12 protein-coding genes are annotated in these 12,789 nt (G+C 42.8%); all 12 read left to right on the forward strand.

The annotated features are described in order from the left end of the window. The first annotated feature begins 207 nt into the window (after positions 1-207). Complete coding sequence (locus tag BI198_RS01380; protein ID WP_070047933.1) at positions 208-1,572, forward strand: MFS transporter; 1,365 nt, start codon at positions 208-210, stop codon at positions 1,570-1,572. 20 nt (positions 1,573-1,592) lie between these two features. Beyond that, complete coding sequence (gene ssb, locus BI198_RS01385; protein WP_070047934.1) at positions 1,593-2,237, forward strand: single-stranded DNA-binding protein; 645 nt, start codon at positions 1,593-1,595, stop codon at positions 2,235-2,237. A 533-nt stretch (positions 2,238-2,770) separates the two neighbouring features. Next, positions 2,771-3,148 (forward strand): PEP-CTERM sorting domain-containing protein, encoded by a 378-nt coding sequence (locus BI198_RS01390; RefSeq protein WP_070047935.1) that lies wholly within the window; start codon positions 2,771-2,773, stop codon positions 3,146-3,148. Positions 3,149-3,368: 220 nt separating this feature from the next. Beyond that, positions 3,369-3,950 (forward strand): DUF7010 family protein, encoded by a 582-nt coding sequence (locus tag BI198_RS01395; RefSeq protein ID WP_070047936.1) that lies wholly within the window; start codon positions 3,369-3,371, stop codon positions 3,948-3,950. Positions 3,951-4,032: 82 nt separating this feature from the next. Beyond that, entirely contained in the window at positions 4,033-4,404 is a 372-nt protein-coding gene (locus BI198_RS01400; protein WP_070050548.1) for a VOC family protein, read from the forward strand. Positions 4,405-4,448: 44 nt separating this feature from the next. Beyond that, positions 4,449-5,156, forward strand: coding sequence for a cupin domain-containing protein (locus BI198_RS01405; RefSeq protein WP_070047937.1), 708 nt, complete (start codon positions 4,449-4,451; stop codon positions 5,154-5,156). A gap of 266 nt (positions 5,157-5,422) precedes the next feature. Next, the gene (locus tag BI198_RS01410) at positions 5,423-5,599 is read left to right on the forward strand and encodes a DUF1328 domain-containing protein (RefSeq protein ID WP_070047938.1); all 177 of its coding nucleotides are present in this window, start codon (positions 5,423-5,425) and stop codon (positions 5,597-5,599) included. 15 nt (positions 5,600-5,614) lie between these two features. Continuing rightward, on the forward strand, positions 5,615-5,809 hold the full coding sequence (locus tag BI198_RS01415; protein ID WP_070047939.1) for a hypothetical protein: 195 nt from the start codon (positions 5,615-5,617) through the stop codon (positions 5,807-5,809). Between the two features lie 81 nt (positions 5,810-5,890). Beyond that, entirely contained in the window at positions 5,891-7,531 is a 1,641-nt protein-coding gene (locus BI198_RS01420; protein ID WP_070047940.1) for a diacylglycerol kinase family protein, read from the forward strand. Positions 7,532-7,693: 162 nt separating this feature from the next. Continuing rightward, a complete protein-coding gene (locus BI198_RS01425) occupies positions 7,694-8,266 on the forward strand; it encodes a BON domain-containing protein (RefSeq protein WP_235605193.1) in 573 nt (190 codons plus the stop codon). Positions 8,267-8,472: 206 nt separating this feature from the next. Beyond that, the gene (sbcD, locus tag BI198_RS01430; protein WP_070047942.1) at positions 8,473-9,693 is read left to right on the forward strand and encodes an exonuclease subunit SbcD; all 1,221 of its coding nucleotides are present in this window, start codon (positions 8,473-8,475) and stop codon (positions 9,691-9,693) included. Further along, positions 9,690-12,701, forward strand: coding sequence for an exonuclease subunit SbcC (sbcC, locus tag BI198_RS01435; RefSeq protein ID WP_070047943.1), 3,012 nt, complete (start codon positions 9,690-9,692; stop codon positions 12,699-12,701). The genes sbcD and sbcC overlap by 4 nt, the downstream gene beginning before the upstream one ends. Positions 12,702-12,789 lie beyond the last annotated feature (88 nt).

Raw genomic sequence — 12,789 nt, forward strand, 5'->3', positions numbered from 1 at the left:
TTGCACTACTGCTAAACTAAGCCCGAAATTCGTCAGTTTAAGGGCGATGTTAGTGGCAGAGTCAGCATTCACTATGAAATAAATAAGACATGCTTATTTATTATCAGTGAACATAAGTGTTCATAAGTAATCTCAGCTTAAAGCTGGGCTATTTTATGTTACACTCACGCTCTATTTTCAGCCTTGTTAAAGCGTTCATTTAAGCCAATGCAGCAATTAAATTCTCTTGAAAAACGCGCCGCCGTGGCCCTAGCCTTAGTATTCTCTAGCCGTATGCTAGGCTTATTTATGTTGCTACCGGTGTTTGCGCTTTATGGTAGTGAACTAGCAGGTTTTTCGCCGTTATGGATTGGTTTGGCTATTGGCGCTTACGGCTTAACCCAAGCCATTTTACAAATCCCTTTAGGCTGGCTGTCGGATCGCATTGGCCGTCATAAAGTGATGCTGGGTGGCTTAATGCTATTTGCAGCTGGTTCGGTTGTCGCTGCCTTAGCAGACTCTGTGTATATGGTCACCTTCGGCCGCGTATTGCAAGGCGGTGGCGCTATCGCTGGTGCCGTATTAGCCTTAGCCGCAGACTTAACCCGCGAAGAGCAACGACCAAAGGTTATGGCCATTATTGGCGTTAGCATTGGTTTGTCGTTTGCGGTGGCGATGATAATAGGACCATTAGTTGCGCGTATGGCGGGCTTAAGCGGCGTATTTTGGTTTACCGCCATTTTAGCCTTAGTGGCAATGGCGTTAGTGTGGTTTGTGGTGCCGGTAAGTGTACAAAAAGCCCCTATGGCAGAAACGTTAGCCTTACCGCAAAGTTTAAAGGCTATGTTAAAGCACCGGCAATTAGTGCAGTTAGATATTGGCGTTATGCTATTGCACCTTATGCTAACCGCCATTTTTGTTGCCTTACCGCAATTGTTAACTAACACTGGCTTAGACTCGATTAAGCATTGGCAGTTTTATTTACCCATATTAGCCGGCTCCTTTGTGTTAATGGTACCGATGTTAATTGTCGCCATGCGTAAATCACAAGAAAAAGGTTTCTTTTTATTCGCCATTGGCTTGCTGGTTAGTGCCATGCTTACGGTGTTATTACTGGCAAACTTTGTTGGTTTAATTATTGGTATGCTGCTATTTTTTATTGGTTTTAACTTTTTAGAAGCCAGTTTACCGGCATTAGTGTCGCGTATAGCACCCGCCGGACAACGCGGTAGCGCTATGGGTATTTATTCTAGCGGCCAGTTTTTCGGGGCTTTTTTAGGCGGCGTTATCGGCGGCGCTGTCGTTCAACAGTTTGGTAACCAAGCCCTGTTTATGGTGCTAGCGGTTATTGGTTTACTTTGGTTACTGGTTGCCAGTACACTGATTATTCCAGAGCGCGCGCAGCGACTATCGTTGGCGGTAGCAGTAGAAACTGAATTAGCAGCACAGCAACTTGCAGCACAACTTAGCGCCTTAACCGGCGTACAAGAAGTAACATTATTACTGGCAGAGCAGCGTTGTTATTTAAAGGTTAGCTCAGCACAATTTGATACGGCGCAGGCAGAAGCAATTATTGCCGCCGCCGAAGCTTAATATTTTTCAGGAGAATTTAGATGTCGCGTGGAATAAACAAAGTTATTTTAATTGGTAACTTAGGCCAAGATCCAGAAGTACGTTATATGCCGCAAGGTGGTGCTGTAGCTAACTTAACCGTAGCCACGTCAGAAAGCTGGAACGACAAAGCCACCAATGAAAAGAAAGAGCAAACCGAATGGCACCGCGTGGTTATTTATAACCGTTTAGCCGAAATTGCTGGCGAATACTTACGTAAAGGCAGCAAAATTTATATTGAAGGCAAATTAAAAACCCGTAAATGGCAAGATAAAGAAGGTGTAGAGCGCTATACCACTGAAGTCGTTGCCAACGAACTGCAAATGTTAGATGGCCGCGGTGGTGATAACCAACAGCAAGGCGGTCAACAAGGTGGTTACCAAAGACCACAACAGCAAGCTGGCCAGCAACAACAACAAGGTGGCTATCAAAAGCCAAGCCAGCCGCAGCAGTCTCAACAACAACAGGGTGGCTATCAACAGCAGCAACCTCAGCAAGGCGGTTATCAGCAGCCAGCGCAACAACCAGCGCAGCAGCAAAGCTACCAAAAGCCACAACAACAAGGTGGCTATCAGCAACCCCAACAAAAGCCTGCTCAGCAGCCAGTAGAGCCAAATATCGACTTTGATGACGATATCCCGTTCTAGTTCGGGAATAGTTTTAAAAATGTAGATTTTTCAGTATAGGCCGCATTTATTGCGGCCTTTTTTCTGCTTGGAAGGAAAGTATGCTCATAGCGTTACATTTAATTCTAAGCGTCCAATTACTTTACAAAAACACTAAGTCTCAAACTGATAACCTTAAAAAAGCAAGTTAAAACAGATGCTTAATAAGTGGCGTAAAAAATGCTTAATAACTAATAGATTATTTAAACTACTTTTTGGATTAGAAAATGAAATTTAAAAGTTTATTAGTTGCTACATTTGCCACGCTGCTTTTCGCAAGCTAATCAGCAAGTGCTGGTTTACTGACTTTAAGTGATGATGATTTCAGCGCTGAAACCATTGGCTTTGGTTTTAATTTTTTTGGTACCACTTACAACACGGTATATGTTGGCTCCAACGGCTATTTAACCTTTGGTTCAGGAGATACGGATTGGTCTGAGAGTGTAGCTGAGTTTTTAAATGACCAGCCTCGAATTGCGGTATGGGATGATTTTAACCCAGCCACGGGCGGCACAGTGACTACAACTAGCAGCGCTAGCTCGTTCAGTGTTAGCTATGATCTTGTGCCTGAATTTTTTGCTACAGGCAGTAATAGTTTTGATATCACCCTTTATAGTGATGGCGCTATTGAAATATTATTTAACAGCTTAACCTCAACCGATATGTTAGTTGGTATTTCTGCAGGTAATGGTACTACAGGTACCGCCGTTGATTTTTCTACTAGTGGTTTATGGGCAAATACAGCAACAATATATCAGCAATTTAGTGGAGACTTTGATTTACAAGGGCAAACCTTACGTTTTGCATCTGCATCGGTGCCAGAGCCAAGCATTTTAGCCTTATTTGGTTTAGGCTTTATGGGATTAAGGTTATTACGTCGTAAATCAGCTTAATAGTTTCATATATACTAAAAGTTCATATTTACCAAAGGCTCTTATTTAATAAGAGCCTTTTTTATTTCTGCAATATCATCTTTCCTTTCTGTAAAGACTTGCTTTAGTAAGTTGTTGTAAAAAAACACTATTAAGCCTAATCTGGCATTATTAATATGTCTGCAGAGATGTAGCATGAAGAAGGCGTTAATAGCCGACTCTTAAATATCGGAGTGATATTGTGACCCTAGTTGAGTATAGAGAAAACTTTGAACAAGGCTCGAACAGAGCGGTATCTATGCCTATTGCTGGCGCTATTGTGTGGGCGGTGGTAGCAGCGTTAAGTACCCAAGTAGATTCCAGGTTTGCAGTTTATATTTTGCTATTTGCCACAGGGGCTATATTTCCACTGGCTTTGCTAATTGCTAAGTTTCGTCATGAAAACTTAGTTTCTGCGCAAAACCCGTTAGCCAAACTGATGGGGATGTGCGTACTAATGGTTAATCTATTATGGGCGGTACATATCCCATTGTTGTTAAATGCACCTGAGTTTGTGCCGCTAAGTTTAGGCGTCGGCTTAGGCTTACACTGGGTTGTTTACTCATGGATAGTAAGCCATCCAGTAGGCTTAATTCATGCAGTACTAAGAGCGGTGTTAATTGTGCTGGCATGGTATGTGTTTCCAGATGCGAGGGTGCTGGCTATCGCGAGCGTTATTGTACTGGTGTATTTATTGTCGATTTACCAGATGCTAACAAGAGAGTTAGTGCTGGATGAAATAACGTATACTTACTACGTAAAACGACTAAAAAACCAACCTTAGTGTACTAGCAGCGATTATTAGGCGTAATATAGCGCGAGATAACGTGCAATAGGTGTAATCCCTTTTAATTGGAATGAGCAAAATGATTAATTATGTAACTTTGGGTGTAAGCGATTTAGTTAAAGCTAAAGCTTTTTATGGCGAATTGTTGGCAGATGTTGGTGCCAAAGTATTAGTAGATATGGACCGGATTAGCTTTATTGGTAAAAGCATGGCGGCGCCTATGCTAGCAGTCTGTGTACCTTATAACCAAGCGCCAGCCAATCCGGGTAATGGCAATATGGTGTCATTTGCACCAGGTAGCAAAGCGGCGGTAGATACTCTGTATCATAAAGCTATAGCACTAGGTGCAAGCTGTGATGGTGCGCCAGGGCAACGTATTCCGGATGTGTTTTATGGCGCTTATGTCAAAGATGCGGATGGCAATAAACTCTGCTTTAGCTTTTTTGGTTAAGCTGCAATTTAAGGTGCAATTTAAGGTACTAGTTAAGGTGCAACATGCAAATAAATAGCGACTTTAGTCAGCGCGTCGTCATTCTGCCACAGCAGTATCAATTTATTGCTTCACCTTTAGCGGGCGTTAGCCGAATGATGCTAGATCGGGCTGGAGAAGAAGTGGCGCGCGCTACCAGCATAGTACGTTATGCAGCGGGTAGTGGTTATAGCGCACATACTCATAATGGCGGTGAAGAAATACTGGTGTTAGCCGGTGTTTTTTCTGACGAGCATGGCGATTATCCCGCGGGTACTTATTTACGCAACCCGCCGGGTACTTCGCACAAACCCTTTTCAGCTGACGGCTGCACTCTGTTAGTTAAACTATGGCAATTTGCCGAAGATGACACAACACAGTTGGCGTTAACGACCGACAATGCTAACTGGCAGCAAGGAATGGTACCGGGATTAACGGTACTGCCATTACATGAGCATAATGGGGTAAGCACTGCACTAGTACGTTGGGCACCTAATACTCAATTTAATCAGCATATTCATGTTGGTGGCGAAGAAATATTAGTTCTTGAAGGCCTATTTTGTGATGAGTTTGGTGAGTACCCAGCAGGCAGTTGGTTGCGAAACCCCAGATATAGTAAACACAGCCCTTTTACCCTAGAACAAGGCGCATTAATTTACGTTAAAGTCGGTCATTTAGGTGCCGGTTTGATGGGAGATCGCTTTATTACGCCATCCTTAACTGAAAATAAGTAGCCAATACCAGCTCAATAGCTAAAAATTATAATGAATTTCATGCTTTAACTATTTTCATTTATGACAATGATTGTGAAACTGTTACCGATTAACCGGTAAAATTTGCTAACTCTTAATTATCCTTCTATAGTTTTACTGTCATCTTGATAAAGCTTAATCATTGATTTTATAACGTTTATTTTTGTCTTTCCGTTATGGCATAGATTTAGCTTAAGTTAATGCGACTAAAAAACAAGCGCAGCAACGTCTGCACTAAGGAGCATGTTATGTTAGGTTGGGCATTAACTTTTCTAGTGATAGCGGTAATTGCAGCAGTATTAGGTTTTGGTGGTATTGCTGGTACAGCCGCAGGTATCGCAAAAATAATCTTTTTTATCTTTATCGTGTTACTGGTTATTTCATTAATAGTCGGTGCATTACGTGGTCGAACCCCAAAATTATAAAATAGGGAGTTAGTTATGAATTTATCGACATTATTATTACGTAGTTTATTAGTAGGCTCATTAGCGTTTACCGTTGTTGCTTGTAGCGACAATGATGCAGAAACAGCCGGTGAGAAAATCGATGAAGCAGTTACCGACGTAGGTAATAAAGTTGAAGATGTTTGCGAAGATGTTAAAAAAGAAGCGAACGCAAAAGATACTGATTGTTAAAAATATCGAAATCTAAACCGGTGGCATAGTCATAGTCATAGTATAGCTATAGCTACCGGTTTTATTTTGGAGTGACGCAGTATGAAAATTGCACTCTATTATCTCCTGCCTAGTGTCCTATTCTTAATTTTTACCATTATTTCTTCGCATTGGATGTTACAGCTGCTATTTGGCTGGATTGCGCTATCTTTATTTATTGTCAGCAGCGCATATTGGTTAAATAGTGCCAGCATATTTCGTAAGCGTAGCAACGGCAGTATACCCTGGTATAGCCGCTGGTTATTTATCCCGATTTTTGTGTTTAGTCGGGGCTATAACTTTTTAGCCAGACGCTATGACAAAGTCCCCCCCATCCAGCGCATTACTAATAAAGTCTATTTAGGTGCGCGGTTAACAGAAAATGATATCCCGCAATTAAACGCTGAAGGTATTACTGCGGTACTCGATGTAACGGCTGAATTCGCAGCATTAGATTGGGCGACTAGCGACGAAGGCATTCAATATTTAAATATTCCTATTCTTGACCATGCCATTCCTACTGATGATCAATTAAGCCAAGCTGTGCGCTGGTTGCATGCTCAACAAGCTGGCCAAAAAAAGATTTTAGTTCATTGCGCTTTAGGTCGGGGGCGTTCTGTTTTGGTGTTGGCAGCGTATTTATTTAGCCAGCAAAATAGTCGTTCCGCCGAGCAGGCGGTGGCATTAATTAAAGCGGTTCGAGTTACCGCACGGCTGAATAAACGCCAACTAAAAGCGTTAAGGCAGTTTGCGGCAGATTATCAAAGTCGTCACCATATTAAAGCATGTTTAATTGCCAATCCGGTTTCTGGCGCCGGAAAATGGCTGCAAGCACAGGATGAAATTATCGAACTGTTATCACCTTATATGAGCCTAACTGTGCAGCAGACTAGCCCAGAAATTACTGCACAACAGCTAGCCCTGCAAGCGAAACAGAATGGTGCCAATTTGATTATTGCCTGTGGTGGCGATGGCACTGTTAGTGAGGTTGCCTCTGAGTTAGTGAATACCGATATCCGTTTAGGCATTATTCCGCTGGGAACCACTAATGCGTTAAGTCATGCGTTATGGGGTATTAGTGCCAAGTTAATGCCTATTCGCTCAGCTTGTTTAAATATTATTGAAGGCCAGAGCCAAGCTATTGATACGGCTAAATGCAATCAGCAATTAGTGTTGTTACTCGCCGGCATTGGATTTGCCCAACAGATGATAGCGTCAGCTGATCGAGAGCGTAAAAATCAGCTGGGTCAATTAGCCTATTTAGATGGTTTATGGCGAGCAGTACAAATAAGTGCAGTACAGCACTTAACGGTACAATTTGATGATTTGCCAGCGCAAGTTATAGAAACCAGCAGTTTAATTGTTGCTAATGCGGCGCCAGCCACTACGGTACTGGCACAGGGTAAAGGTATGCCCAATATTACCGATGGTCAATTAGATGTCACTTGGCTGAAAAATGATCTTGAAAATCAAAGTGCCATCGGTAGTTTGGCCGAGCTTGCCTTTGTTGGCCTTACCCAAATAACACTAGATGGCAATGTGCAGCATTGTTTAGCTAAGCGAGTGCAAATAAGCGCTGAGCATGAAATTAATTATGTTATTGATGGTGAGCTGCATCAGGCCGATAAGTTAGATATTAGTATTATGCCGGCATCTTTATATGTCATGTTGCCTGTCACAAGCTTGCCTGTTTCAGATCAGTAATTGCAGCGTTTTAACAGTGAAAATTTTACCGACTACCCAGTAAAAATGTAAACAGAAAAATTAACATAAAATGAATAGCTAAAATAAATTCTTATAAATCAATGGTTAGCAATCTGGCATCAAACTGGCATAGTTTATAGCGTCTCACAAAAAAGGAGTGACATGATGAAACGTACAACTTTAGCAGTAATGATGACATTTGCCTTAGCTGCAACTTCAGCAACCGTAGCCGCTAATGATTGGAAGGATGCTTCCAAAGATGCGTGGATTGATGGCAAAGCTGAAACAACATTATTATTAAACGGTAATCTTAATTCTTTCACCATAGATACTGATGTAAAAAATGGTGTGGTTACTTTAACAGGTAATGTTGAAAATGAAGTAGATAAAGCTTTAGCCGAAGAGTTAATTGAAAATTTAGACGGTGTTAGAAGTGTCGATAATAAATTGATGGTGGATAAATCGGCTAAGAATAAAAACCACGATAAAAACTACGATAGAAACGGTAAAGATGGCAATGCATTAACCGATGCCAAAATTACTACCGTAGTGAAAACACGCTTATTATTTGAATCAGAAGTTAGTGGTACATCAATTAATGTTGATACCAAAGATGGTACCGTAACATTAAATGGTCATGTTGATTCATCTGCTGAAAAAGACTTAGCAATGGCAATTGCTAAAAAAACCAAAGACGTGAAAAACGTGGTGAATAATTTAAAAGTTAATCACTAAACTTGGTGAAAACATATAGTTAATCAATAAGTTAATCACTAAGCCAGTCACTATGACTGGCTTTTTTTATTGTCTGTTTTGTCAAACTAGCACTAAGCTCAGCCAGTTTGATAGGGGTAGTAGATTGGCAACCAAGACTTGCTACCTAGCCCTACGTCAGGCTATCCGTTATGCTGGCGCTTGGTATTAGATTGAGATAATTTATTATGCGCATTTTGCATACTTCTGATTGGCATTTAGGTCAGCATTTTATTGGTAGAAGCCGTGCTGCTGAGCATCAGGCATTTTTAAACTGGTTAGTTGAGCAAGTTAGCCAACTGCAGATTGACGCTATTATTGTCGCCGGTGATATTTTTGATACCGCTACCCCGCCAAGTTATGCCCGCGAGCTGTATAACCAATTTATTGTGCAGTTACAGCCAACCGGTTGTCAGTTACTGCTATTAGCAGGAAACCATGACTCGGTTGCCGTACTGTCAGAAAGTAAAGACTTGCTAGCCTGTTTAAATGTGCAAGTAATACCCAGTGTGATGACAGATATCGCGCAACAACTGTGTGTGTTACATAACCGCCAGCAGCAGCCAGCAGCATTAGTTGCTGCCATTCCGTTTATCCGCGCCCGTGATGTATTACAAAGCCAAGGCGGACAAAGCGAACGTGATAAACAACTTAGTTTACAGCAAGCGATTGCCGCGCATTATCAACAGCTTTATTTACAAGCAGAGCAATATAATCAACAGCATAATCTAGCATTGCCCATTGTGATGACCGGCCATTTAACCACGCTAGGCGTTAGTCGAACCGAGTCAGTGCGGGATATATATATTGGTACCTTAGAAGCCTTTGCGGCCGACCAATTCCCTGCAGCGGATTATATTGCGTTGGGCCATATACATCAGGCACAGCAAGTAAAAGCGGCGACGGATATACGCTATAGCGGCTCACCAATAGCGCTAAGTTTTGATGAAGCCAAGCAGCAAAAGCAATTATGGTTAATTGAATTTAATGGTAAACAGAAGCAAGTCACATCAATCTCTATCCCCTGTTTTCAGCCCCTGCTAAGTATTAAGTCTGATTTAGTGTCACTAGAAAAAAAATTAGAGCTGGCAATAGCAGAGTTAGCCGAAGATGAGCGATTATGGTTAGAGATTGTTGTCACAGAAACCGATGCTTATCTAACTGATTTACAACAGCGAGTAGAGCAACTGTGCACAGATTTACCGCTAGAGCTATTGCGCTTACGCCGTCAGCGCTCGGCGACAACTGGCTTGTTAAGCCAGCAAAATCAACAAAGTTTAGCCGAGCTTACGCCCGCTGAGGTGTGGCAGGCCAGATTAAGCCAAGAGCAGTTAACTGCTGAGCAGGAACAGCAATTAACCCAGCTACATCAGCAAGTGCTAGCAACTGTACAGCAGGAGGCAGAATGAAGATCCTGTCGGTACGACTACAAAATTTAAACTCTTTGCGCGGTGAGTGGACGATTGATTTTCGGCTAGCACCGTTTAATCAAGCTAACTTATTCGCTATTGTTGGGCCCACCGGCGCGGGTAAAACCACCATTTTAGATGCCATCTGTTTAGCTTTGTATCATGAAACCCCGCGCTTAAAAACGTCTGCCAGCAGTAATGAGATAATGACCCGTCATACCAGCGAGTGCTTAGCCGAAGTCGAGTTTGAAGTAGCAAATGTGGGCTATCGAGCCTTTTGGAGTCAGCGCCGAGCGCGCGGTAAAAGTGACGGTAACTTACAAGCTGCAAAAGTAGAACTCGCCCGCTTAGACGGCACTATTTTGGCAGAGAAAATTAATGATAAGCAGCGCTTAGTAGCTGAGATTACGGGGCTAGATTTTAGTCGGTTTACTAAATCTATGTTGTTAGCGCAAGGTGGTTTTGCGGCGTTTTTAAATGCGGAAGCGAATGAACGGGCAGAGCTACTAGAAGAGCTTACCGGTACTGATATTTATGCCAAAATTTCCGCTCAAGTGTTTACTGAATGTCGCCAGCACAAGCAGCAGCAAGAATTGTTGCAAGCGAAGTTATCGACAGTAGAGCTATTAACGGCGGAGCAACAAGCGGAGTTAACGACACAGTTAACGCAAATTAGCGCTGATATTAGCACTAAACAAGCTAGTTTAAGCCAATTACGTCAACAACAACATTGGCGCCAACAATTGCAACAGGCAGAACAAGCCTTGCTACAAGCCGAGCAAGAAGCTCAGCAAGTCGAGCATAATGCCAACTTACAACAACCAAAACTAGCAAAGTTACAGGCTTATCAACCGGCGCATAAATTAGCGCCGTTATATCAAGCAGTGCAACAAAGTCAGCAGCAGTTTAAGCAACAACAGCACAGCTTAAGCCAACTAAATAGCAGCCTAGCGTCGGCGCAGCAGCAACAAGCAACTTATTTATGGCAAGGTTGGCAAGCTTTGCAGCAGCAAGTGAATAACACCCAACGCCAACAACAGCAGCGGCAAAAACAGCAAATAGAGCTTGAGCAAAAAATTTCAGCTTGGCAGCAACAACAACAGTTACAAACGGCCAGCGAGCAGCAATTAGCTAGCCAGTTGCAACAGTTACAACAGCAAGGGAGTAGTCAGCAGTTACAAGCGGAGTATCAACAGCAGCAAAGCCGATTGCAGCAACTACAGCAATTGCAGCAGCAATTAACCCTGCAGGATAAGTTTCAGCAGCAACTACAGCAAATACAGCAGCAATTAACCACCAAAGATCAGCAACAACAGCAATTAGCTACACGCTTAACCCAGTTACGTAGCCGTTATGCTGAGGTGAAGCAGCAAGTTAAAGACAAGCGGTTATTATTGCAGCAGCAACAACTTATTTTGCAGTTATCCGATCACCGTGCCCAATTGAAACCTGGTGAAAATTGTCCCCTATGTGGGGCAACGGAGCACCCTGCTATTGCTGAGTATCAACGCCTTAATAGCTCTGAAACTAGCCAGCAGCTAGAGCAAGCTGAGCAAGAGCAAACCACAGTTCAAGCTGCCGGTGAAGAGGTTAAAGCGGAACATGCCGCTATGGTGGCGGCCATGCAGCAGTTACAATTACAACAACAACAAGTGCAACAAGAACTTGAGCAGCTTAAAGACTTAATACAAACTGCCACAGCTGAACTTGAGATAACAGTATTAACGGTTGAAGCCATAGCAACAACGATTACTGAAATAAACCAACAGCAACAGTTGCGACAGCAGCAGATCCAGCAGTTAGAGCAGTTGCAGCAGCAATGGCAATTAGCCCGAGATACATTAAGCACCCAACAACAGCAGTTGCGAGAAGGCTTGCATCAGCAGCAATTATTAACAGCCCAAACCGAACAAGCAGAGCTAGAGCTGGTTAGGCTGCAACAACAAACCCATAACTGGCAGCAGCAATGGCAGCAACTAGAATTAGCAGCACCAACGCAGGTTAGCGTTAATGAGACCATTATCAGCGTAGAAGCCAAGCTACAGCTAGCTCAGCAGCAAGTGCAATTGCTACTAGGCCAACGCCAAGCGGTGCAACACGCATTAAGCCAAGCCGAGTTACACTATCAGCAGCAACAACAGCAATGGCAAACTAACCTAAGCCAAAGTGTTTTTGCCGACGAAGCAGCATTTAAAGTTGCGCTATTAACGGATGCAGAGGTGCAGCAGCTGCAACAATTACAGCAAAGCTTAGCCCAAGCCAGTATTAGTAGTCAGCGCTTATTACTAGATCGGCAACAGCAATTGCAGTTACTGCAGCAAGCTAAGTTAACTGAACTAGATTTAGCCAGCATTACCGACTTGTTACAACAAGCCGAACAGACAGTGAATATGTTAAGCCAACAACGCGGTGAAATTTCCCAGCAATTAACTGCAGAGCAAAAACGCCGCCAACAGCAGCAGCAATTATTGGCCGATATTAGCGCTGGCCAACTGCAATACGAGTTATGGCAGCGTTTAAATAGTTTAATAGGCTCTGCTGACGGTGCGCGTTATCGCCGTTTTGCCCAAAGCCTGACGTTAGCCCAGTTAATTTTATTAGCTAATCGCCAGCTGGCGCTACTGCATAACCGTTATCAATTAGCAGCACATGAAAGTGCGGAGTTAGAGCTAGTGGTGCTAGACACCTGGCAAGCTGATAGTGCGCGTGATACTAAAACCCTATCTGGCGGCGAAAGCTTTTTAGTCAGCTTAGCTTTAGCGTTAGGCTTGTCGGATCTGGTGAGCAGTAATGCCCGAATTGACTCGTTATTTTTAGACGAGGGTTTTGGAACTTTAGATGCCGACACCTTAGATAGTGCGCTAAGTGCGTTAGATAACTTGAATGCTAGCGGCAAAATGGTTGGCATTATTAGTCATGTTGAGGCGTTAAAACAACGTATTCCGGTGCAGATAAAAGTAGAGAAGCAGCAAGGGTTAGGCTTTAGTAAAATAAGCATCGAGCATTAAATAAAAAGGTAGAAAAAAGGCCGCTAACAACACGATTAGCGGCCTTTTTATGCATATTATAACCAATGTTTTCGCTAGGTTTAATAGT

This window comes from Rheinheimera salexigens, assembly GCF_001752395.1.
In the GTDB taxonomy this organism is placed as follows: Bacteria; Pseudomonadota; Gammaproteobacteria; order Enterobacterales; family Alteromonadaceae; genus Alishewanella; species Alishewanella salexigens.

Coding starts and splice junctions, on each gene's coding strand:
- BI198_RS01400 (WP_070050548.1), top strand. CDS start 4,033: ATGATTAATTATGTAACTTTGGGTGTAAGCGATTTAGTTAAAGCTAAA.
- BI198_RS01410 (WP_070047938.1), top strand. CDS start 5,423: ATGTTAGGTTGGGCATTAACTTTTCTAGTGATAGCGGTAATTGCAGCA.
- BI198_RS01405 (WP_070047937.1), top strand. CDS start 4,449: ATGCAAATAAATAGCGACTTTAGTCAGCGCGTCGTCATTCTGCCACAG.
- BI198_RS01415 (WP_070047939.1), top strand. CDS start 5,615: ATGAATTTATCGACATTATTATTACGTAGTTTATTAGTAGGCTCATTA.
- BI198_RS01425 (WP_235605193.1), top strand. CDS start 7,694: ATGATGAAACGTACAACTTTAGCAGTAATGATGACATTTGCCTTAGCT.
- BI198_RS01420 (WP_070047940.1), top strand. CDS start 5,891: ATGAAAATTGCACTCTATTATCTCCTGCCTAGTGTCCTATTCTTAATT.
- BI198_RS01380 (WP_070047933.1), top strand. CDS start 208: ATGCAGCAATTAAATTCTCTTGAAAAACGCGCCGCCGTGGCCCTAGCC.
- sbcC (WP_070047943.1), top strand. CDS start 9,690: ATGAAGATCCTGTCGGTACGACTACAAAATTTAAACTCTTTGCGCGGT.
- ssb (WP_070047934.1), top strand. CDS start 1,593: ATGTCGCGTGGAATAAACAAAGTTATTTTAATTGGTAACTTAGGCCAA.
- sbcD (WP_070047942.1), top strand. CDS start 8,473: ATGCGCATTTTGCATACTTCTGATTGGCATTTAGGTCAGCATTTTATT.